Origin of the sequence: Thioalkalivibrio sp. ALE17 (assembly GCF_000425605.1) — a bacterium.
Classification (GTDB): domain Bacteria; phylum Pseudomonadota; class Gammaproteobacteria; order Ectothiorhodospirales; family Ectothiorhodospiraceae; genus Thioalkalivibrio.
Map to the genome: position 1 here is coordinate 13636 of NZ_AUDT01000019.1, position 20393 is coordinate 34028.

The 20393-nt window shown below is 67.8% G+C and carries 19 protein-coding genes and 2 pseudogenes; 9 read left to right on the top strand and 12 right to left on the bottom strand.

Going from position 1 to position 20393, the window contains the following annotated elements; all coding sequences use genetic code 11:
* Positions 1–203: 203 nt before the first annotated feature.
* A complete protein-coding gene (locus tag H609_RS0110230; protein ID WP_028484905.1) occupies positions 204–758 on the top strand; it encodes a copper chaperone PCu(A)C in 555 nt (184 codons plus the stop codon).
* 18 nt (positions 759–776) lie between these two features.
* Here the strand turns inward: H609_RS0110230 and H609_RS0110235 are convergent, their stop codons facing one another.
* Positions 777–1634 carry a peptidylprolyl isomerase gene (locus H609_RS0110235; RefSeq protein ID WP_028484906.1) on the bottom strand — a complete coding sequence of 286 codons (858 nt, stop codon included), beginning with the start codon at positions 1632–1634 and terminating at the stop codon, positions 777–779.
* The gene (locus tag H609_RS0110240; RefSeq protein WP_028484907.1) at positions 1634–1930 is read right to left on the bottom strand and encodes a YciI family protein; all 297 of its coding nucleotides are present in this window, start codon (positions 1928–1930) and stop codon (positions 1634–1636) included. Before H609_RS0110240 ends, H609_RS0110235 begins: the two co-directional genes overlap by 1 nt.
* Positions 1931–2111: 181 nt before the next feature.
* Between H609_RS0110240 and H609_RS0110245 the strand changes: the two genes are divergently transcribed.
* The 5 genes from H609_RS0110245 to scpB are packed head-to-tail and all read left to right on the top strand — an operon-like array spanning position 2112 to position 7020.
* Positions 2112–2726 (top strand): L-threonylcarbamoyladenylate synthase, encoded by a 615-nt coding sequence (locus tag H609_RS0110245; RefSeq protein WP_028484908.1) that lies wholly within the window; start codon positions 2112–2114, stop codon positions 2724–2726.
* 50 nt (positions 2727–2776) lie between these two features.
* Complete coding sequence (locus H609_RS0110250; protein WP_028484909.1) at positions 2777–4144, top strand: DUF945 family protein; 1368 nt, start codon at positions 2777–2779, stop codon at positions 4142–4144.
* A gap of 54 nt (positions 4145–4198) precedes the next feature.
* Entirely contained in the window at positions 4199–5419 is a 1221-nt protein-coding gene (locus tag H609_RS0110255; protein ID WP_018879490.1) for a tryptophan--tRNA ligase, read from the top strand.
* Between the two features lie 9 nt (positions 5420–5428).
* Entirely contained in the window at positions 5429–6298 is an 870-nt protein-coding gene (locus H609_RS0110260) for a ScpA family protein (RefSeq protein ID WP_019583191.1), read from the top strand.
* 8 nt (positions 6299–6306) lie between these two features.
* Positions 6307–7020, top strand: coding sequence for an SMC-Scp complex subunit ScpB (gene scpB / locus H609_RS0110265; protein ID WP_018879492.1), 714 nt, complete (start codon positions 6307–6309; stop codon positions 7018–7020).
* Here scpB and H609_RS0110270 read toward each other — a convergent pair.
* A complete protein-coding gene (locus tag H609_RS0110270; RefSeq protein WP_028484910.1) occupies positions 7017–7784 on the bottom strand; it encodes an FKBP-type peptidyl-prolyl cis-trans isomerase in 768 nt (255 codons plus the stop codon). The two genes, scpB and H609_RS0110270, sit on opposite strands and share 4 nt — an antisense overlap.
* A gap of 299 nt (positions 7785–8083) precedes the next feature.
* Between H609_RS0110270 and H609_RS0110275 the strand changes: the two genes are divergently transcribed.
* Together H609_RS0110275 and H609_RS0110280 are read left to right on the top strand one after the other, a co-directional pair.
* The gene (locus H609_RS0110275) at positions 8084–9415 is read left to right on the top strand and encodes a sulfite oxidase (RefSeq protein WP_018876188.1); all 1332 of its coding nucleotides are present in this window, start codon (positions 8084–8086) and stop codon (positions 9413–9415) included.
* A 9-nt stretch (positions 9416–9424) separates the two neighbouring features.
* A complete protein-coding gene (locus H609_RS0110280; protein WP_018866503.1) occupies positions 9425–9751 on the top strand; it encodes a hypothetical protein in 327 nt (108 codons plus the stop codon).
* 112 nt (positions 9752–9863) lie between these two features.
* Here H609_RS0110280 and rlmKL read toward each other — a convergent pair whose 3' ends face one another.
* The 7 genes and pseudogenes from rlmKL to H609_RS13425 all read right to left on the bottom strand — a co-directional run.
* Positions 9864–12086 carry a bifunctional 23S rRNA (guanine(2069)-N(7))-methyltransferase RlmK/23S rRNA (guanine(2445)-N(2))-methyltransferase RlmL gene (rlmKL, locus tag H609_RS0110285; protein ID WP_028484911.1) on the bottom strand — a complete coding sequence of 741 codons (2223 nt, stop codon included), beginning with the start codon at positions 12084–12086 and terminating at the stop codon, positions 9864–9866.
* 66 nt (positions 12087–12152) lie between these two features.
* Positions 12153–12941, bottom strand: coding sequence for an ABC transporter permease (locus tag H609_RS0110290; protein ID WP_019558307.1), 789 nt, complete (start codon positions 12939–12941; stop codon positions 12153–12155).
* Positions 12941–13846: an ABC transporter ATP-binding protein gene (locus tag H609_RS0110295; protein ID WP_018876191.1), complete on the bottom strand. Its 906-nt coding sequence runs from the start codon at positions 13844–13846 to the stop codon at positions 12941–12943. The genes H609_RS0110290 and H609_RS0110295 overlap by 1 nt, the downstream gene beginning before the upstream one ends.
* 132 nt (positions 13847–13978) lie before the next feature.
* Positions 13979–14425 carry a DsrE family protein gene (locus H609_RS0110300; protein ID WP_019583198.1) on the bottom strand — a complete coding sequence of 149 codons (447 nt, stop codon included), beginning with the start codon at positions 14423–14425 and terminating at the stop codon, positions 13979–13981.
* 231 nt (positions 14426–14656) lie between these two features.
* Positions 14657–15103, bottom strand: coding sequence for a DsrE family protein (locus tag H609_RS0110305; RefSeq protein ID WP_018876192.1), 447 nt, complete (start codon positions 15101–15103; stop codon positions 14657–14659).
* A gap of 197 nt (positions 15104–15300) precedes the next feature.
* A pseudogene (locus H609_RS13420) lies at positions 15301–15633 on the bottom strand (EamA/RhaT family transporter); the annotation flags it as partial.
* 281 nt (positions 15634–15914) lie between these two features.
* A pseudogene (locus H609_RS13425) lies at positions 15915–16445 on the bottom strand (EamA family transporter); the annotation flags it as partial.
* 76 nt (positions 16446–16521) lie between these two features.
* Here H609_RS13425 and H609_RS0110315 point away from each other — a divergent pair.
* On the top strand, positions 16522–17430 hold the full coding sequence (locus tag H609_RS0110315) for an NAD(P)-dependent oxidoreductase (protein ID WP_028484912.1): 909 nt from the start codon (positions 16522–16524) through the stop codon (positions 17428–17430).
* A gap of 4 nt (positions 17431–17434) precedes the next feature.
* Here the strand turns inward: H609_RS0110315 and H609_RS0110320 are convergent, their stop codons facing one another.
* Entirely contained in the window at positions 17435–18736 is a 1302-nt protein-coding gene (locus H609_RS0110320; protein ID WP_028484913.1) for an NRAMP family divalent metal transporter, read from the bottom strand.
* The gene (locus tag H609_RS0110325) at positions 18733–20268 is read right to left on the bottom strand and encodes a GGDEF domain-containing protein (protein ID WP_028484914.1); all 1536 of its coding nucleotides are present in this window, start codon (positions 20266–20268) and stop codon (positions 18733–18735) included. The genes H609_RS0110320 and H609_RS0110325 overlap by 4 nt, the downstream gene beginning before the upstream one ends.
* Between the last annotated feature and the right edge of the window lie 125 nt (positions 20269–20393).

Genomic DNA, 20393 nt, shown 5'->3' on the forward strand with positions numbered 1-20393 from the left:
CCCACGCAAAAGAGGCCGAGCCCCTCCGGGGTTGGCGCCCCAGGTTCCCCGATCCTGCGTTGCGCCGCTAGCAGGTAGAACCACTACCCGCTGCACGACGCGCCTGGTCTCGGAAAACCTGGGGTGCCAACGCGAGCGTGCACATTCATCAGTGTTTCCCTTGTGTGTCAATATTACGTTTTGCTTAAATGAGGTGAAAGGTCATGAAAGGATCCAGGCTGTTTCCGGCAGTGTTGCTGACGACCACCCTTCTGGCGGGCGGCGCGGTCGCACCGGCGCTGGCCGACGAGCCCGAGGTCTGCGAGTGCCGGGCGGGCCTCGAGATGGAGGGGACGCCCTGGATTCGGCTGATGCCGGGTGACATGACCGGCGGCTACTTCGTCCTGCGCAACCATGGCGAACAGGACCTCCGGATCGTCGCCGCGCAGGCGCCGATCTCCGAGGTGGTGGAACTGCACGAGCATGCCCACGTGGACGGGGTGATGCGCATGCGCCAGGTCGATGGGCTGGACCTCCCGGCGGGCGAGACCCTGGTGCTGGAGCCCGGTGGCCTGCACCTGATGTTCATCGGGCTGCACGAGCCGCTGACGGCCGGCGACTGGATCCCGGTGATCCTGGAGCTCGCGGATGGCGAGACCATGGAGATCCATGCCCGCGTCCAGCGTGGCGAGGGTGCCAGTGGCGGCCATTCGGGTGGCCACATGATGGAGGGTGACGCCCCCGGCATGGGTGCCGAAGGCGGACACCACGGGCACTGAGGCCCGGGGCTTGCCCGACTACTGATTGGCGGGCCGGTTCGGGATCTGGATGTCGGCATCCGCGCGCAGCGTCTCCAGGAATTCCTGGATGGCGCGGCTCTCGAGGATCTCGACCAGTTCGGCGCGCACATCCTCGAATTCGGGGACCGGTGTGTCGCGGGTCTCCTCCAGACGGATGAGGTGCCAGCCAAAGCGGCTCTCCACCGGCTCCTCGGTGGTGGTGCCGGGTTCCAGGGCCACGGTGGCGTCGCTGAACGCGGGGACCATCTGTTCCGGAGAGAACCAGCCCAGTTCGCCGCCGCGGGCGGCCGAGCCGGGGTCGATGGAATGGGCCTCCGCCAGTTCGCCGAAGTCCGCGCCGTCGTCCAGCTCCGCGAGGAGTTCGCGGGCCTGTTGTTCCTCTTCGACCAGGATATGGCGGGCGCGGTACTCGGTGCCGCGCATCTGCTCAACCTGGCGTTCGTACTCCGCCTCGAGGTCGTCGCGGGTGATCTCCAGCTCCGCGGTGATGCGTTCCATCAAAAGCGAGGCCAGCAGGTTGGTCTCTACCATGCGCAGGATACGCCGGGTCTCGGCATCGGTATCCAGGCCGCGGTTGACCGCCTCCTGGCGCAACAGCTCCAGGCTGATCAGCTCTTCCAGCGTGCCATCCCCCTCGGCCAGGCCCGGGTCCTCGTCCATGCCGGAGTAGGTAAACAGGTCGGCCCGGGTGATGGGCTCGCCGTTGACGAGGGCGACGGTGTCGACGTCGTCGGTATCGGTGGTGATCGCGTCCGTTTCGGCATCCGGTGCGGGCGCCTCCTGTGCGTCGCAGGCGACCAGCACACCGGCGAAGGCCAGGGTGGCGAGCGTGATGGCAAGGGGACGAAGTCGCATCAGAACACCTGCTTGAACGGGCGTACGTCGACCGCGGTATACACGCCGGCAGCCACATAAGGGTCGGCGTCGGCCCACGTACGGGCGGCTTCCAGGGACGGGAATTCCGCGACGATCAGGCTGCCGGTGAAGCCGGCCAGGCCCGGGTCGTTGCTGTCGATGGCGGGGCAGGGGCCGGCCAGGACCAGCCGGCCATCGTCGCGCAGGGCCTGCAGCCGGGCGACGTGTTCGGGCCGCGCGGCGAGACGGGCATCCAGCGAGTCGGGGGCGTCCTGGCCCTGGATCATGTACAGCATGGGGTGTTCTCCTTGATTTTGGGTGCATCGTAACCGATCACTGGCCGCGCCTCGCGCTCCGGGTTCGCAGTTTTCCCCTTTCCGCGCTGGCGGGCCGCGGGTGGCCGGCCCGTGCGCGTTCTTATGGGCGTGGCGGCGGATGCGCTACACTGCGCAGCCGATCCCCGCGTCGAATCGATCCATGATCTCGATCCACCCCGAAAACCCCCAGCCCCGGCTGATCCGGCAGGTCCTGGACCGGCTCCAGGACGGGGCCGTGATTGCCCTGCCGACGGATGCCTGCTATGCCCTGGCCTGCCTGCCGGGGGACAAGACCGGGGCGGACCGGATCCGCCGTATCCGCCAGGTGGACGAGACCCATCATCTGACCCTGCTGTGTCGCGATCTCTCCGAGCTGGGCGTGTACGCGAAGGTGGACAACAGCGCGTTTCGCCTGATGAAGGCACTTACGCCGGGGCCCTACACCTTTATCCTGCCTGCCACCCGCGAGGTGCCGCGGCGCCTGCAACACCCCAAGCGGCGCACCATCGGGCTGCGTGTGCCGGCTAGTCCGATCCTGTCGGCGTTGCTGGCGGCGCTCGGATCACCGCTGATGTCGGCGACCCTGCAGCTCCCCGGGGACGAGAACCCGCTGAGCGAACCCTGGGAGATCGAGGATCGGCTGGGCAAGGTGGTGGACCTGGTGGTCGATGGCGGGGCCGGGACCCTGGAGGCGACCAGTGTGCTGGACCTGACCGGCGATGTGCCCGAGGTGATCCGTCACGGGATGGGCGATGTGGGATTTCTGGATGAATAGCCCCGGCCGCATACCGAGGCTACGGCGCGGCACGGCCGCAGGGAGGCGCAATGCGTAAGTGGGTGGTTCTGGCCGTGGTCGTGCTGGCGGTGGCCGCTGTGTGGCCGGTCGTGGTCGGCAAGCAGGTGGAGGGTACCGTTGCCGGAACGCATGAGGCCCAGCTGGGCGAGGTGCAGCTGCGCCACGAGATGCTTGAATACGAGCGCGACTACCTGGGCGCCAGCGGCCGCAGCCGGCTCATCCTCGAGGACCCCGACGGGCGCTTCGAGATCCCGCTGATGCACGATATCCGTCACGGCCTGCTCGGGGCGCGCGGCGATTCGTTCGTGGATCTCGACACCCTGGCGGCGCCGGACGATTCCCTGCTCGGGCACCTGCTGCGCTCGCTGGATCTGCAGGTGCATTCGCGCTCGGGGATCGGCGGTGGCGTGACGACGCGCGTCGCGTTCGACGACCTGCGCATGGACCTGATGAGCGTGCCCGAGGTGGCCGAGCATGCCGCCACCGTGGGTGGCCCGCTGTGGCTGGACCTGGCGGCCGGCCAGGGCCGGTTCGCCTGGTCGGCCGAGCAGATCCTGGTGAGCCTGGATCTGCCGGAGCTGCGGCTGTCGGACGACGCCTTCACCTGGGAGGCGCAGGACGCCCGCTATGCCACCGTCTTCGAGGCCGACGCCGACGGGGTCTTCGGGCGCCTGCCGGACTACGAGGGCGGCCTGGCCGCGTCCGTGGTGGAGCTGCGCGAGGGTGAGGTGAGTCGGCTGCGGATCGAGCGCCCGCGTCTGGATGCCTTCCAGCAGACCAGCAACGACCGCATGGACTCGCGCCTGCGCCTGCAGGTCGAGCAGGCGCGCATGGACGATGGCGCCGGCGATGCGCTGACGCTGAGCGCCCTGGACTTGCAGGCGGGCATCCTGCGCTGGGATCGTCCCAGTCTGCTGCAGTTGCTTGGCGAACTGGAATCGATCGAGGCGCGTGGCATCGAGGGCGAGCAGCGCAATGCCCTGATCGGCGCGGCGATGATCGACGCCCTCGGCGGGATGATCGAGCACCGCCCGGTGATCGAGCTCAAGGCATCGCTGAACGAGGAGCCGCCGCGCCAGGTCGCGCTGGATACCGAACTGGGGCTGTACGGCACGCAACAGACCTTTGCCACCCGTCCGCTGGAGACGCTGCGGCTGGACAGCGAACTGCGTCTCGGGCTGGAATGGGTGGCCGAATTCGACGCCGCCTATCCCGATATCGACCTGGATGCACAGCTGCATGCGCTGGCGGCCGACGGCTGGCTCCGCCGCGATGCCGAGGCCGGGTACTGGCAGACCCAGCTGGCCATGGCGGACGGCCGGGTGCATATCAACGACGTGGATCGCACGGCCATGCTGCTGGCGATGCTGTTCGCCTTTTCCGGCGGCATGTTCTGAGACGACTGACCGGGCGTGGATGCGCCCGTTTCCTGACAGGAAGGGATTGATTCCGTGAGCAGCAATCAGGGTAGCAACCAGCGTGTGCTCTCCGGCATGCGCCCCACCGGGCGCCTGCATCTGGGCCATTATCACGGTGTGCTGAAGAACTGGATCGAGTTGCAGCACAACTACGAGTGCTTCTTCTTCGTCGCCGACTGGCATGCGCTGACCACCCACTACGAGGACCCCGGTGACCTGCAGCAGCATGTGACCGAGATGGTCATCGACTGGCTGGCGGCAGGGGTCAGCCCCGGGTCCGCGACACTGTTCGTGCAGTCGCGCGTGCCGGAGCACGCCGAGCTGCATCTGCTGCTGTCGATGATCACGCCGCTGGGCTGGCTGGAACGGGTGCCGACCTGGAAAGACCAGCAGGAGCAGCTGCGCGAGAAGGATCTGGCGACCTACGGCTTCCTCGGCTACCCGGTGCTGCAAAGCGCGGACGTGCTGGCCTACCGCGCCGGCATGGTCCCGGTGGGCGAGGACCAGGTGTCGCACCTGGAAGTCACGCGCGAGATCGCGCGCCGCTTCAACCACCTCTACGGCCGCGAGCCGGGCTTCGCCGAGAAGGCGGAGGCCGCTGCCGACAAGATGGGCAAGAAGGCCGCCAAGCGTTACCGCGACCTGCGCAAGCGCTACCAGGAGCAGGGCGAGGACGAGGCCCTGGAGGTGGCGCGGGCGATGCTCGAGTCGCAGCAGAACATCTCGCTGGGCGACCGCGAGCGCCTGTTCGGCTACCTCGAGGGGGGCGGCAAGATCATCCTGCCGGAGCCGCAGGCGCGCCTGACTCCGGCCTCGAAGATGCCGGGGCTGGACGGGCGCAAGATGTCCAAGAGCTACGGCAATACCATCAGCCTGCGCACCGAGCCGGCCGAGGTGGAGAGCCTGATCCGCACCATGCCCACCGACCCCGCGCGGGTACGGCGCACGGACCCCGGCGATCCGGCCAAGTGCCCGGTGTGGGACCTGCACAAGGTCTACACCAGCGAAAGCCAGCGCGAGGAACTCTACGCCGGATGCACCACGGCCGGCATCGGCTGTCTGGACTGCAAACGGCCCCTGATCGAGGCGGTGCAGGCGGAGCTGGAGCCGATCCAGCAGCGCGCGAAGGAATACGCCGAGGACCCGGCGCTGGTCCGGTCCATCATCGTCGAGGGCTCCGAGGCGGCCCGCGAGGAGGCGCGCGAGACCCTGGAAGAGGTGCGCCGGGCCATGGGGCTGGACTACCTGCGATGAGCCCGGGGCATGGATCCGCACGCTGACGCGAACGACGGCCTCGAGCGCCCCGCGACGGTCGAGACCGGCGCGGACGGCGAGGTGCTTTATCGCGTGCATGGCGAGCCGGTGGCCGAGCTGCCGGCCGATCTCTACATCCCGCCCGATGCCCTGGAGGTCTTTCTTGACTCCTTCGAGGGGCCGCTGGATCTGCTGCTTTACCTGATCCGGCGGCAGAACCTCGACATCCTGGCGATCCCCATCGCCGAGATCACCCGCCAGTACATGGCCTACATCGAGGTGATGCGGGCGCTACGCCTGGAGCTGGCCGGCGAATACCTGGTGATGGCCGCGCTGCTGGCCGAGATCAAGTCGCGCATGCTGCTGCCGCGGCCGAAGGAGGCCGAGGCGGACGAGGATGCCGACCCGCGCATGGCCCTGATCCGTCAGTTGCAGGAGTACGAACAGTTCAAGACCGCGGCCGAGCGCCTGGATGCCCTGCCGCGCATGGACCGTGACGTGTTCGCCGCGGGCGCCAGCGTCGAGGCACTGGAGGGCCCGCCGCCCCCGGCCCCGAGCATGGACGAGCTGATGGAGGCCCTGGCCGCGGTGATGCACCGCGCCAGTCTGATGGCGCACCACCATGTCTCCACCGAGCAGTTGTCGGTGCGCGAGCGTATGTCCAGCATCCTCGACAGCTTGCACCCCGAGCGCTTCACCGATTTCGTGGCCCTGCTGCTGGCTGCCGAGGGGCGCCAGGGCGTGGTGGTATCGTTTCTGGCGGTGCTGGAGCTGACCAAGGCGGGCCTGGTCGAATGGGGCCAGAGCGAGCCCTACAGCCCCATCCGGCTGCGTCGGCGCGGGGCGGCCGTAGACGATGAGGGGGGAGTGCCGGCGTGAGCGACACGATGGATTCAACGATCCACGCACCCGTGGCGGCCGCAGATGACGATCAGCTGCGGGCCGTCGAGCTGGCGGTGGAGGCGGTGCTGTTCGCGGCCGCCGAGCCCGTCGCCCCCCGCGACCTGAAGGCGGCCTGCGAGGACCTCGGCGAGATCGATCAGGCGTTACTCGAACAGGCGCTGGGCCGTCTTGAGGAGCGCTACCGGGACCGCGCCATTGAACTGGTTCGGTCCGCCGGGGGCTATCGCTTCCGTGTGCGCTCGCGTTTCTCTGCCACCGTACAGGCGGCCCAGCCCGAACGCCCGGCGCGCCTGTCGCGGGCGCTGCTGGAGACGCTGGCGATTATCGCCTACCGCCAGCCGGTCACGCGCGCGGAGATCGAGGCCGTGCGCGGGGTGGCGGTCAGCTCGGGCATTATGCGCACGCTGCAGGAGCGCGAATGGGTGCGCGTGGTGGGTCACAAGGAGGTCCCCGGACGCCCGGCGCTGTATGCGACCACGCGCGGCTTTCTGGACGACCTGGGGCTCAAGCGCCTGGAGGAGCTGCCGCCGCTGGACCAGATCCGCGATCTGGCCGACGTGGCGTCGGACGCGGGGCTGAGCCTGGCCCCGCCGGAAGCGGAAGAAGACGCTGGCCCGGGCACGAACCAGCGGCTGGATTTCGACGTCGCAGACGCCGAGCCGGAACCGGACTCCCGGTCCGGCTCAGCCCATAGTTAGCACTGGGCCGTTTCGGCCGCCTCGGGGCAGTCGTGCTGCACCAGACGGTCCTCGGCCAACCACTCCATGATGCCGTCGGTCACGTTGTAGAGGTTGTCGTAGCCGAGACCGTCCGCCAGCGCGCGGGCGAGGGCGCTGGTCCGGTTGCCCACGCGGCAGATCAGCACGACCTCTTCGTCCGGGTCCACCAGGTCGGTGAAGCGTTGCCCGAACTCCGGATGCAGGTCGCCGTTCTCGTCGAAAGCGGTAATGCGATGGCTGCCCTCGATCACGCCGGTCTCCGCCCACTCGTCCGGCCGGCGGATGTCGACGATTGTCGCGCCTTCCTCGATCTTCTCCGCCAGTCCCTCGTTGTCCAGGCCACTGAAGGGCGCCCGCTCGACCTCCAGCACCTCGACCTCGAAGCGCAGCGTGGCGTTGGACGGGATGATGTTGCCCGCGCCGCGTTCGCCGTAGCCCAGCTCCGGCGGGATCACGATCTCGCGCTTGCCGCCCTCGCGCATGCCCATCACCCCCTGTTCGAAGCCCGGGATGACCTGACCCCGGCCTAGGGTCAGCGCGAACGGGGTACCGGACTCGCGACTGGAGTCGAACACGCGGCCGTCGTCTTCCAGGGTCCCGGTGTAATGCAGGGTCGCCGTGTCGTGGCGAACAATCTCCGGACCCTCCCCGCGTTCCACCTCGTGGATCTCGATGGAGGGCTCGGATTCCGCACTGGCGGTTGCCGTGACCATCAGGGCCGCAACCAGCGCGGCCGAAAACATAACAATAGGTGTATATGCGAACTGATGAATTGTGTTGTTCATTATGTAGATCTCGCTAATATTAAAACTTTGTGATCGGACTTTATTGTCAGTGACTTGCAGTGGCGTTGTGGTCGGCATTCTACATCGTATTCCCGGCCCCGAATACAGGTGTTAGAAGCGGTATTCTGGAATCGGTAAAAAATCCCGATCTTTTGTTGCAGGTTTTTAGAGGATGTACTAAAACTGCACTCGGCTGTCCCAGGGAGAGAGGGTCAGCACATGCGATTTCGATCCGAGTACAAGCCGGAGGCTGGCAAATGACAGACCACAAGAATGACCACACCGAACTGCAAAACAAGTCCGACGAAGAGATCAACGAAGCCGGGGAGCTGACCGAGACGGGCGCGGCCCGCCGTAGCTTCCTGGGCAAACTGGGCAAGGGCGGCGCCGCCCTGGCCGTGTTCGGCATGGGGGCGGAAACCGCCATGCAGACCATGTTCAACCGCAGCACCCTGTCGAGCGCCGTCGCCGCCGGCATCGAGGGCTTCCACGTGGACGGCAAGGTGGACGGGTTCATCTGGCTGAATGATCGCCCGATCAACGGCGAGCTGCCGCCGCACCTCCTGCACGACGAGGTCACCCCGTTCCCCAACATGTTCATCCGCAACAACGGTGTCCCGCCGGAAAAGGCCGGCATCGATGCCGCGGCCTGGACCCTCACCGTGCACGGTGAGGCGGCAAATCAGGAGAAGTCCTACACGATCGCCGATCTCAAGGAGAAGTTCGAGCACCATACCCTGCAGATCTGGATCGAGTGTGGCGGCAACGGCCGTGCCGCATTCGAGCCGTCCCCGCGTGGCAACCAGTGGGATCTGGGTGCGGTCGGCTGCCCGACCTGGACCGGTGTGCGCCTGCGCGACGTGCTGGAAGACGTCGGCTACGACGCGGACAAGGCCGTGTACATCGGTTACAAGGCGGGCGATGCCCACCTCAGCGGTCGCGACGACCTGGACGCCCTGTCCCGTGGCTGCCCGATGCGCAAGGCCCTGGAGGACGAGACCCTGATCGTCTGGGCGATGAATGGCGAGGACATCCCGGAACAGCACGGCTACCCGCTGCGCCTGATTACGCCTGGCTTCCCGGGTTCCGCCAGCGGCAAGTGGCTGACCGAGATCCTGGTGCGCGACCGCGAGCATGATGGTCAGGGCATGACCGGCCACAGCTACCGCGTGCCGCGTCATCCGGTGGAGCCGGGTGCTGACGTGCCGAACGAGGACATGGTCGTCCTCGAGGAAATGCCGGTGAAGTCGCTGATCACGTATCCGCAGACCGGCGTCGAGACCTCCGCTGGTAGCACGCTGAAGGTCGAGGGCAAGGCGTGGGATGGCTACGGCGATGTCGAGGAGCTCCACGTGTCGACCGACTACGGGGTGACCTGGCAGAAGGCCGACCTGAAGCGGCCGGTCAACAAGTTTGCCTGGCAAACCTGGGAGGCGGACATCGAGTTCCCCGAGCAGGGCTTCTATCAGGTGTGGGCCGTGGCCACCAACAGCAAGGGTGACCGTCAGCCGATGGTGCTGCCGGGCTGGAACCCGCGCGGTTACGGCAACAACAAGGCCCACCACATCGATGTCCGAGTCAAAGCGTAAGGAGCACTAATGAAGTCGAAGATGGTCCTGTTGTTGCCGGCCATCCTCGGCCTCCTCTGGGTGGCGCCCGCGATCGCGGGCGACCACGTCGAGGCCGCCGAGGAGTACGAGACCGATCCGGAAACCGGCCTGCTCAAGGCCCCGGGGTTCGATACCGTCAAGAATAATTGCACGGTCTGCCACTCGGCCCGGTTGTTCACGAGCCGCGGGTACACCCGCAAGATCTGGCTGGAACAGATCCGCTGGATGCAGGACACCCAGGGGCTCTGGGAGTTTTCTCCCGAAGTGGAGGAAGAGATCCTGGACTACCTGGAAACCTACTACCCACCGAGTTGATCCTGACACGGTGATGACGAAACGCCCCGGCTGGTCCGGGGCGTTTTTTTGTGGCCTCACTGCATGTTGGCAGGGCGTCGCGCGGGTCGGCGGAAGCGCCTCGGGGATCCGGCTATCCGGCGTTGGCGGGTGTGATTGCCCAGCAGCGATGGGGAGGCGGCGGACGGCGGAAATCCTCGTCCAGGGTCTCGCGGGTGATGTCGCGGGCAACGAGCCCGGTCAGCGCCGCGTGGTCCAGCTCGAAGCGGCGACGGTTGGTAGAGAAGTACAGCACGCCATCCGGGGTGAGCAGGCGCGCCGCCGCAAGGATCAGCGGCACATGATCACGCTGGACCTCGAAGTCATCCTCGGTGCGCTTGGAGTTGGAGAAGGTGGGCGGGTCCAGAAAGATCCGCTCGAAGACCATGCCGGGCATGTCGGTGGCGCCCTCCAGCCAGCGCACCACGTCCTCGCGCAGTAGCGTGTGGGTGCCCGGAAGGCGACGGCTGCGGCCATCGCGGATCTCGGCCTCCAGGCCATTGGCGCGGAAGTTCGCCTCGGCCCATTCCAGGTAGGTATTGGACAGGTCCACGGACACGGTCTGGCGTGCGCCCCCCACCGCGGCATGCACGCTGACCGCGGCGGTGTAGCAGAACAGGTTCAGCAGGCGCAGGTCGCGGCATTCCTGCTGCAGTCGCAGGCGCATCGGGCGGTGGTCCAGGAACAGTCCGGAATCCAGGTAGGCATCCAGGTCCACCCGCAGGCGGCAGCCGTGTTCGACCACCGTGAAGGGCGCGGCCTCGGCGGCCTCGGCGCGCTGGTACTGCGAGCGTCCCTTCTGGGCCCGGCGTTGCTTGTAGTGCAGGTGCGCGGGTTCGACGCCGGTGACCTCCAGGGTGGCGGCCAGTGCGCCACGCAGGCGGGCCTCGGCTCGGGCGGGCTCGACGCTGGCGGGGGCGGCGAACTCCTGCACATGCAGATGCAGCGTCCCGTCTTCCGCCTCGTAGCGGTCAATCTGCAGGGGATATTCGGCCAGGTCGGAATCGTAGATGCGGTAGCAGGTGATGCCCTGGCGCCGCGCCCAGCGGGTCAGGTGACGCAGGTTCTTCTGCAGCCGGTTGGCGAAGTCCGGCGCCGGGATAGCGGGCGGTTCCTCGCGCCGATGGATCTCGAACTGGAGAAGGTGGCAGGCGAGGGTGCCGTTGTAGAAGCGGTGCTTGTGGCTGGCGCGCAGGCCCAGGCGCTGCGAGTCGGTGGTGTCCGCGACCAGCAGGGCGATATGCCAGCCGCCAAACGCGCTGCGCAGGCGCTCGCCCAGCAGGCTGTAGAGCTTGATCAGCTCCGGTGTGTTGCCGATGCGTTCGCCGTAGGGCGGGTTGCTGACCAGCATGCCGTGATCGGCCGGGGGCTGCAGGGTCAGGGCATCGGCCTGATCGAAGCGCGTGCAGTCGCCCACCCCCGCGGCCCGGGCCGCCTTGCGGGCGGCGGCCACCGCGCCCCGGTCGCGGTCGCTGCCCAGCAGGGGCGGGCCGTCCCAGGGGCGCACGGCGTCGCGGGCCTCGGCCAGGCAGCGGTCCCAGAGCTCCGCATCATGGCCGGACCAGCCCCGGGCCCGGAATCCCGCGCGCAGCAGCCCCGGTGCGGTACGGGTTGCCATCAGCGCCGCCTCGATCACCAGCGTCCCGCTGCCGCAGAACGGGTCGAGGAACGGCGCGTCCGGATGGGCCTCCAGGTGCTCCGGCCAGCCCGCACGCATCAGCAGCGCGGCGGCCAGGTTCTCGCGCAGCGGGGCCTGGCCGCCTGCGCCGCGATAGCCGCGCCGGTGCAGGCCCCCGTTACCGATGTCCAGGCTCAGCTGCGCCTGCCGGCCCTGCAGTTGCAGCAGTACGCGTACGTCCGGGTCGGCCGCGTCCACGTCGGGGCGTTCGCCGGTGGCGGCGCGGAAGGCGTCGGCGATGCCGTCCTTCACCCGCACCCCGGCAAAATGGGTATGCCGGATGTGCGAACTCTTGCCCGTCACGTCCACCGCGAAGGTGGCGCCGAGACCGAACAGGGCGGGCCAGTCCAGGGCTCGGCTGGCGGCGTGGCAGGCATCGCCGTCGGGTTCGTCGAAGCGGGCCAGGGGCAGCAGGATGCGGCTGGCCACCCGGCTGCCGAGCAGGCAGCGGTACAGCGTGGCAAGGTCCGCCCGGAAGTGGATGCCGGCGCGGTCCTCGCGCAGATTCGTCGCGCCGAAGCCCTCCAGCTCCCGTGCGACCAGCGGGGCCAGCCCGCCGGCGGCGGTCGCCAGATACACGCGGGTGGTGGCCGCCGGGTCGTAGGGCAGGATCGTGTCGTCGGCAGGGGTGTCGGTCATTGCGGGCTCGGACAGGCAGGGCGGGAAGGCCGCTTATTCTGGCACACCCGGCGGCGAGTTCGGCCCTCAGCGCAGCAGGCGGCGACGGATCAGGAAGGTCGAGAGGATGATGGCGCCGACGCCGTAGGCGGTGATCACGGCCAGATGCGGGAGCCACGCGTCCGGCCAGGCGCCGGTCATCAGCGGGCGCACGATCTCCAGCACATGCGCCAGTGGCAGGGCCAGCGCCAGGCCCTGCACCCAGCCGGGCAGCTCGGTCAGCGGGAAGAACACCCCGGAGAGCAGGAGCATGGGGGTGACGGCCAGGGTGAAGTAGTAGAGAAAGAAGTCGTAGCTGCGCGCCAGCGCGGTGATCACCAGGGCCAGCGCGCCGAAGGTGAATGCGGCCAGGAAGATCACCGGCAGCGCGAGCAGTGCGCGGGCATCGCTGACCAGCCCCAGCAGGCTGGCGACGACCAGGATGGTGATGGCGCTGATCAGGCCCTTGGTCGCCGCCCAGACGGCCTCGGCGAAGACGATGTCGTCGAGCGTGAGCGGCGTGGCGAGCATGCCCAGCCAGGTGTTCTGCTCCGCCATGCGGGTGTAGGCGGAATACATGCCCTCGAAGCTGGCGGTGAACATCGCGGAGGAACAGATGATGCCCGAGGCGATGAACACCATGTAGCGCATGCCGTCGAGATCGCCGACCAGGCTGCCGAAGCCGTAGCCAAACGCCAGCAGGTACAGGATCGGCTCGCCGAAGTTGCCGAGCATCGACGGCACGATCAGCTTGCGCCAGACGAGCGCATTGCGTCGCCAGACCGCGACAAAGCGCAGGCTGGGGCGGGGCAGCAGGGGCATCGCGGGATGGGCCATCAGTCGCGCAGTTCGTGTCCGGTGAGTTTCAGGAAGACGTCTTCCAGGTCGGCCTCGCGCAGGGTGGGCTCGTGGCCGAGCGCGCGCAGGCGTTCGCGCAGGCGGTCCGGCTCGGTCGTGTAGACCAGCCAGGTATCGGCCACCTGGTGGGCGCGGTCCTTCGCCCCCAGTTCGCGCTGCAGCACATCGCCGGCCCCGGCCCCGCCGACGGTCAGCACCCAGGGTTCGATGTGCTCGGCGATCAGACGGCTGGGGGCGTCACAGGCGATGATGCGGCCGTGGTCGATGATCGCGATGCGATCGCACAGCTCCTGGGCTTCCTCCATGTAATGCGTGGTCAGCACCAGAGTGACCCCGGAGGCGCGCAGCGCCCGTAGCTGGCGCCACAGGTGATGGCGGGCCTGTGGGTCCAGCCCGGTGGTGGGCTCGTCCAGGACCACGACCTCGGGCTCGTTGATCAGGGCGCGCGCGAGGGTCAGGCGTCGCTTCATGCCGCCGGACAGGGCATCGATGCGGGCGCCGCGCTTGTCGTTCAGGTTGACCTGTTCCAGCAGGTGGTCGATGCGTGCCTCGACGCTCGGCCCGGACAGCCCGAAGTAGGCCGCATAGGTGCGCATGTTCTCGATCACCGTGAAGTCGGGGTCGAGAGTGTCGAACTGCGGGACGATGCCCAGCCGTTCGCGCACGGCGCGTTCGCCCTCGGGCATTGGCAGGCCCAGGACCTCGACCCGGCCACCGTCGATCGGGGTCATGCCGAGCAGCATGCGCAGGGTGGTGGTCTTGCCGGCCCCGTTGGGACCCAGCAGCCCGAAGAATTCGCCCGGAGCGATCTCGAGGTCCACGCCGTCGACCACGTGGACGCCGTCGTAGGTCTTGCGGAGCTGGTCGATACGGATCGCGGACACGGCGGGACTCGCGGCGAAGGGGTGCACATACCATACCGGTTCGGGGGCCTGCTCCCAATGGCCCGGGGCCGCGCCATGAAAAAGGCCCGGATCGTTCGATCCGGGCCGGTCGTTCTGATACCGCTGTCGGCGTTACGGACGGCTGTAGGTATAACCCTGGTGCTGCAACCAGGAAATATGGGCCACGCCGCTGGGGATCACGTCGTCCTCGGAGGCATCGAACAGCTCGTCCAGTGCGATGTTGCGCCCGCGCAGGGTGTTCGCGCAGACCTGGAACTCCACGTCCTGCATCTTCAGGTTCTCGATGCGCCCGCGCAGGTTCTCGTTGGTCATCGCGGTCTGGAGCAGGCCGAGGCCATCGCCATGCATGACGACCTTGATGTCCATGTTCTCGGCGCCGACCGCGTTGATGTGGTTCTGGATGTTGCCCATCGCCGCCATGTAGCGCCGTTCGTCATCGTAGTTCACGTGGTAGACGACCTTGTGATAGCCATAGTCGAAGTCGCCCGCGGCGGCCAGGCCGGGGAGGCTCAGCACCATCGCGAGCAGGGCGGGAAGGATCAGTTTCATTGCGTTCATTGCACAGGTTCCTCCTGAAACAATCACGAACCCGGGCGGGTCTTGGGTACGCCACGGGGCCTTGCGCCGGGGTTGGCGCGCCGCGACCGGGGGCTTCACTGGGAAGGCGGTCGGCGGCTGTTTATAAGACGCACGGGGCATGCGCCTATTCCCGTTCGGGCGGAACAACAAAAAGAAAAAGGCCCGGGAAAACCCGGGCCCAAAAAGACCACCAAAGGAGGAAGGGGTGGTTTACGGCTTGCTGTAGGTGTAGCCCTGCTGCTGCAGGTAAGAGATGTGTGCCACGCCGCTCGGGATGATGTCGGCCTCGGTGGCATCGTAGAGGTCGTTCTCGATGTCATAGCCGCGGCCACGAACCGTGTTGGCACAGACCTGGAAGTCGACGTTCTGCATCTTCAGGTTGTCGATCGACCCCTTCAGGTTCTCGTTCTCCAGCGCGTGGGCCAGCAGCGACAGACCATTGCCGTGCATGACGACTTTGACGTCCATGTTGTCTGCACCGACCGCGTTGATATGGTTCTGGATGTTGCGCAGCATGCCGCTCTGGCGGTTCTCGTTGTCGTAGTTCACGTGATAAACGACCTTGTGGGTGCCATAGTCGAAATCACTCGCGGATGCCGCGCCCGGGAGGGCAAAGGCGGCGGCCATTGCCAGCGGAAGAATAATGCTCTTTTTCATGTTCAGGCTCCTGCTTGTGTTCCCGTGTGTTCGTTGTCGATACGCCCGGGGCGTATGTCGCGCTGCAAGCAGCTGACCGGATCCGGTGGCGAAGGTCCGTGCCTTTCGTTTCCGGTTACAGGTAGGACGGGAACTATCCGGGATTATTCCGATCCGAATTTAGATAACTGCCTGATCATATGTAGAAAATTAGAACATTAGAGAGTGGTTCTTCGCATACCCCAGGCGGCGTGCAGGGCCAGGGTCAGGAGTACCAGGCCGCCGGCCAGCAGCGTGAAGCTGTTCGGGGCCTCGGCCAGGAACAGCCAGACCCAGAGGGTGCCGAACACCGCCTCCAGGACCAGGAACAGCGCGACCTCGCCGGCCGGCAGGAAACGGGTCGACAGGGCGATCAGCGCGAGTGCCAGCGGGAGCTGCACCAGGCCCATCACGGCGAGCACCGCGAAGCTGTCGAGGCCGATCGCGAGGGGTGCCGCCAGCGGCCACGCGATGACGGCCGCCAGCAACCCTCCCGCCGCGATCACGGCTAGGGAAACACTGATCAATGTTCACGCTCGCGTTGGCACCCCAGGTTTTCCGAGACAAGGCGCGGTGCGCAGCGGGTAGTGGTTCTACCCGCAAGTGGCGCAACGCAGGATCGGGGAACCTGGGGTGCCAACCCCACAAATCATTCAATGCAGGGGCTCGGCCGCTTTTGTGCGCGCACAGCGTTGCGGCTCCCTTGTGCAGAATGACTGCACGGCAGTCACCGCGCCTTGTTCGCACGCAAAAGCGACTCGAGCGCGAGCGTGCACATTGATCAGTGTTTCCCTAGGCGATCCACCCGCGGCGAACGCCGCAGCAACGTCAGGTTGATGCCGACCACGAGCGCGGCCATCAGCGCAAGCCCGTCCCCCAGCCAGCCCCCGGCCTCCAGCGACCCGGCAAACACGCCGATGATCCCGCCGAGGCAGACCAGCATCGCGACCCACGTCCGCGGGGGCACCCACTCGCGCAGCAGTACCCCGGAAAACACGGCGGCGAAGAGCGGCGAGGCGGCCAGGATCACGACCACGTTGGCGACCGTGGTGTGCAGGATGGCCAGCACGAAGAGGATGGTGGTGGCGGCAAAGCCTGCCGAGACCCAGCCGGCATCCGCGCCGCCCAGGCGCAGGTGGGTCCAGGCCCAGCGCCCGTCGAGGACACGCAGCAACAGGGTCAGGGCAAGCGCCATCAGCAGCCCGCGCCAGAAGACGATGTTCATGCCCTGAGTGTCGGCCAGGCGCACCAGCAGCCCGTCGAAGCTGAGCGCCATCACACCGGTGAAGGCGAGCAGCGAGCCGTGCAGGTGTTCGCGTTGCATGATTCGGGTCACCCTCCATGTGCCGCTTTTCCAGCGGGGTTGTTACAGTGCGTGGGTACCGTTTTCGGAGTGCCCTATGTCCGCATCCCCCATCCCGCCCGAACTGCAGCCGATCGGGGCCATTGGCCTCGGCATCATGGGCGCGCCCATGAACCGCAACCTCCTGGCCGCCGGGGCCGAAGTTCGTGTCTGGGCACGCCGGCCGGAGACGGCGGAGGCACTCGCGCAGGAGGGGGCGCAGTCGTGCGCGAGCCTCCCGGAGCTGGTTCGCGGCGTGCGGGTGCTGGTGCTGAATGTGTCTGATACGCCGGATGTCGAGGCGCTGATGCTGGGCCCGGACGGCATCCTGGAGCACGCCCGTCCCGGCCTGATCGTGATCGACCACAGCACCATCGACCCGATGCGTACCCGTGCCATTGCCCGCGCGGCTGCCGAGCGCGAGGTGACCTTCGTGGATGCCCCGGTCTCGGGGGGCGAACCCGGTGCCCGGGCCGGTTCTCTGAGCCTGATGGTAGGCGGCCCCGCCGCGGTGGTCGAGTCGCTGCGCCCGATCTTCGAGGTCGTGGGGTCCACCCTGACCCACGTGGGTGACAGCGGCGCGGGGCAGATCGCCAAGGCCTGCAACCAGCTGGTGGTGGGCGAGACGCTGGTCGCGATGGGCGAGGCCTTCGCGCTGGCGGAGCAGTCGGGCGTGGATCCGGCCCGGGTCCGCGAGGCGCTGATGGGCGGCTTTGCCAGCTCGCGCATCCTGGAGGTGCATGGCCAGCGCCTGCTGGACGGGGATTTCGAGCCGGGGTTCCAGGTCGGGCTGTATCACAAGGACCTGGGTATCATCGCCGATCTGAGCCGGGACCTTGGGCTGGCGACCGATGGGCTCAAGCCGGTGCGCGAGGCCGTGGATGCAGCACTTGAGGCCGGGCAGGCCCGGCATGATGTGTCGATCCTCGCCCGCTTCTGCGTGCGCGCCAGCGAATCGGCTTCCTGAGCGGTCAGAGCACGAAGCGCCAGACCAGCCAGGCCAGCGAAAACCCGGCCAGGAAGATGATGCCGGCCCAGGCCAGGGCACGCAGGCCGGGCCCGGGTCGGGCATCCGCCGGCATATCTGGTGACATCACCGCTCGGAAAGTGATCCAGGCGAGGATCGGGGCCGAGAGGAATGACAGGGTGGTCGCGATATCGACGAAGCGTGTGAACTGCTCGCCGGCGAGCCAGATCAGGGTCAGCGCCCCGGTGGCGACGATCAGCAGGGCGATGCGATAGCCCCACCATTCCAGCCGTCCCTCGGCGCCCGTGTCCGGGTCGCTGCCCCGGGGCTGGTGGCTGTTCTCGCGCAGCGCGCGCAGGGTGGCCATGATCACTCGCGGGTAGGCGTCGGTCACGGCCAGGGTGGTGGAGAACATCGTGGTCAGCGCCGCGATCGCGATCAGGGAGCGACTCCACTCGCCCAGGCTCTGGGCGTAGAGATCCACCAGCTGCGCCGAGAAGGCGGCCGCCCCCGGCGCGAAGCCGACGCCACTGCCGTACATCAGCAGGGCCCCCAGGAGCATGAACACGAGTGCCAGCGCGGTGGCACCGAAGAAGCCCAGCCGGAAGTCGAACACGGCCTCGCGCACACTGGGGTGATGCCCGGTCATGCGCGCGCGTTCCTGGGTCCAGACCGAATGCCAGGCGGCCACATCCAGCGGGATCGGCATCCATCCCAGCAACGCCAGCACGAAGGCGAACCCGGCCAGGGTCCACAGGTTCGACCATTCCCGGGCGCCGGAGAGCGCATGCCAGTCCGGGGCCTCCTGGAACGCCAGGGCGACCGCGACCACGGTGGAGACACTCAGCGCGGCCATGATGATCTTCATGCCCAGGTCGAGCCCCTTGTAGGCCTCGACCATCAGGAAGGCGATGCAGGCGGCCAGGATCAGTGCGGAGAGTACGACCATCGACAGGTCCAGCCCGAAGACCAGAGCGAACAGCCCCGCGGTGGTCAGCGTCACCACGGCCTGGATGATGAACAGCGTGCCCAGCGTCACCGCGATATACAGGCCCAGGGCCCAGTTGCCGAGCCGGTGATAGCCGGTCAGCAGGTTGTGCCCGGTGGCGGCCGCGTAGCGTGGCCCGAATTCCAGAAAGGGGTACTTGAACAGGCAGGCCATGAGCACGATCGGGATCAGCAGCAGCCCGTATTCGGCGCCGCCACGGGTGGCCTGGACCAGATGCGAGACGCCCACCGCCGCCCCGGCCATCAGCAGGCCGGGTCCGATGGCGGCGCGCAGCGTGGCGCGGGTGGATGCGGTCATGAATCGATGGTTCCTTGATCGGTTGCTGCCGTGTCCGACTGGGGCAGGGCGTCGGTGCTGGCGATGATAATGCGGTCGCGTCCGCTGTTCTTGGCGGCGTACAGGGCCTGGTCGGCGCGACCCAGCAGCGAATCCGCCGTATCCCCCGGGCGGAAGCTGGCAATGCCGCCGGAGCAGGTCTGGCCGCTGGGCATCGCCGCGCGCAGGCGCTCCAGGATGTGGCGCGTCTGCCGGGCATCCGTATGCGGAAACACGATCACGAACTCCTCCCCGCCGAAGCGCGCCAGCAGGTCCGTGGGGCGCAGGCTCGGGCGCCAGGCGCGGACCATGTCGCGGAGCAGGGCGTCGCCGGCGGCATGGCCGTGGGTGTCGTTGTAGCGCTTGAAGTGATCGATATCCAGGAAGGCCAGGGTCAGCGGTCCGGCATTACGCTCGGCCCGCGCGATTTCGCGGTCCAGTTGTTCCTCCAGGTGGCGACGATTGCCGACCCCGGTCAGCGCGTCGCTGCGGGAGAGGTTTTCCAGTCGCTGCGCCAGTACGTGGGTTTCGCGGAGCAGGCCCGCCATGCGGTACATCACCAGCAGGAACAGCAGGATGGACGCGATCGCGGCCACGCGGATGGTCTCCGTCTCGCCGCCGGCGGTGGCCAGGATTACCATGGGGACCAGCACCGAGGCCGCCCCCAGGATCAGCAGGCGCCGCCCGGAGAGCTCGGCAGGCGAGGTATGGGTTCGCGGTTCCACTCTCGCGGACGGGTGCCATGCGGCCGCCGCGATCAGCGCATAGGCCACGAGCCAGAGGGCGTCGGTCAGGCCGCCCGCAAGGTACCAGCCCGCGGAGTTGCCATGGGCATACAGCAGGTCGGCGGCCAGATAGGCCAGCATCCCCAGCAGCAGGAAGCTGTGGGCAGTGATGCCCGTACGCTGCAGGAACACCAGGCGCAGCACCAGCACCAGCAGGATGAGATCGGCAACGGGGTAGCCCGTGGAGACCAGCAGTTGCAGCCAGCCGAGTCCGGGGTCGTAGGTGTAGGGGGCGATCAGCAGGGCCCAGCCGAGGACCGCGGCCGAGATACCCACGATCAGCGCATCCACGAAGGCGCCATCGTTCCGCGCGGCCTGGGCCCCCAGCCGCCACAACGCCACCGCGAACAGCGGGTACACGGCGAGGTAGAAGACATCCGCGGCCGAAGGGAAGGGCTCCAGGCCCTGCAGGTCCAGCCAGTACCAGATGCCGTGCCCCGTGGCGGCCAGTGCCAGCGCGGCGGCGATCAGGGCCCAGGACGAGGCGGCGAATGGGCGTTGAGGGCGCAGGGTGGCGAGGGCAACGGCCACCGCGGCGCCGGCGGTCGTGATGACGTAGAGGGCGCTGGCCAGCGGGCCATGGGGCAGGGCGACATAGGCCATGGCCAGCACCAGGCCGATGCCCAGCAGTACGCCCCAGCCCTCCGGGCGCGGCCGTCGCGCGGTGCGGCGGGCGTCCCTGTTAGCGGCATGCGTGCTGCCACGCTGGATGTCGGCCGATTCCCCCATCGGCCGTATGGTGACAGACCGATGCAGGATTGTCCCGCCTCCGCGGCGGCGCGCGGCTCCCTCCGCAGGGGGGCCTTAAGGAGACGCTGATTGAATCGCACGTCCGCGCTCGAGTCGCTTTTGCG

Excerpts from the sequence above, each read along its gene's own strand:
- H609_RS0110230 (WP_028484905.1), top strand. The coding sequence starts at position 204 with ATGAAAGGATCCAGGCTGTTTCCGGCAGTGTTGCTGACGACCACCCTT.
- H609_RS0110235 (WP_028484906.1), bottom strand. The coding sequence starts at position 1,634 with ATGCGACTTCGTCCCCTTGCCATCACGCTCGCCACCCTGGCCTTCGCC.
- H609_RS0110240 (WP_028484907.1), bottom strand. The coding sequence starts at position 1,930 with ATGCTGTACATGATCCAGGGCCAGGACGCCCCCGACTCGCTGGATGCC.
- H609_RS0110245 (WP_028484908.1), top strand. The coding sequence starts at position 2,112 with ATGATCTCGATCCACCCCGAAAACCCCCAGCCCCGGCTGATCCGGCAG.
- H609_RS0110250 (WP_028484909.1), top strand. The coding sequence starts at position 2,777 with ATGCGTAAGTGGGTGGTTCTGGCCGTGGTCGTGCTGGCGGTGGCCGCT.
- H609_RS0110260 (WP_019583191.1), top strand. The coding sequence starts at position 5,429 with ATGGATCCGCACGCTGACGCGAACGACGGCCTCGAGCGCCCCGCGACG.
- scpB (WP_018879492.1), top strand. The coding sequence starts at position 6,307 with ATGGATTCAACGATCCACGCACCCGTGGCGGCCGCAGATGACGATCAG.
- H609_RS0110270 (WP_028484910.1), bottom strand. The coding sequence starts at position 7,784 with ATGTTTTCGGCCGCGCTGGTTGCGGCCCTGATGGTCACGGCAACCGCC.
- H609_RS0110275 (WP_018876188.1), top strand. The coding sequence starts at position 8,084 with ATGACAGACCACAAGAATGACCACACCGAACTGCAAAACAAGTCCGAC.
- H609_RS0110280 (WP_018866503.1), top strand. The coding sequence starts at position 9,425 with ATGAAGTCGAAGATGGTCCTGTTGTTGCCGGCCATCCTCGGCCTCCTC.
- rlmKL (WP_028484911.1), bottom strand. The coding sequence starts at position 12,086 with ATGACCGACACCCCTGCCGACGACACGATCCTGCCCTACGACCCGGCG.
- H609_RS0110290 (WP_019558307.1), bottom strand. The coding sequence starts at position 12,941 with ATGGCCCATCCCGCGATGCCCCTGCTGCCCCGCCCCAGCCTGCGCTTT.
- H609_RS0110300 (WP_019583198.1), bottom strand. The coding sequence starts at position 14,425 with ATGAACGCAATGAAACTGATCCTTCCCGCCCTGCTCGCGATGGTGCTG.
- H609_RS0110305 (WP_018876192.1), bottom strand. The coding sequence starts at position 15,103 with ATGAAAAAGAGCATTATTCTTCCGCTGGCAATGGCCGCCGCCTTTGCC.
- H609_RS0110315 (WP_028484912.1), top strand. The coding sequence starts at position 16,522 with ATGTCCGCATCCCCCATCCCGCCCGAACTGCAGCCGATCGGGGCCATT.
- H609_RS0110320 (WP_028484913.1), bottom strand. The coding sequence starts at position 18,736 with ATGACCGCATCCACCCGCGCCACGCTGCGCGCCGCCATCGGACCCGGC.
- H609_RS0110325 (WP_028484914.1), bottom strand. The coding sequence starts at position 20,268 with ATGGGGGAATCGGCCGACATCCAGCGTGGCAGCACGCATGCCGCTAAC.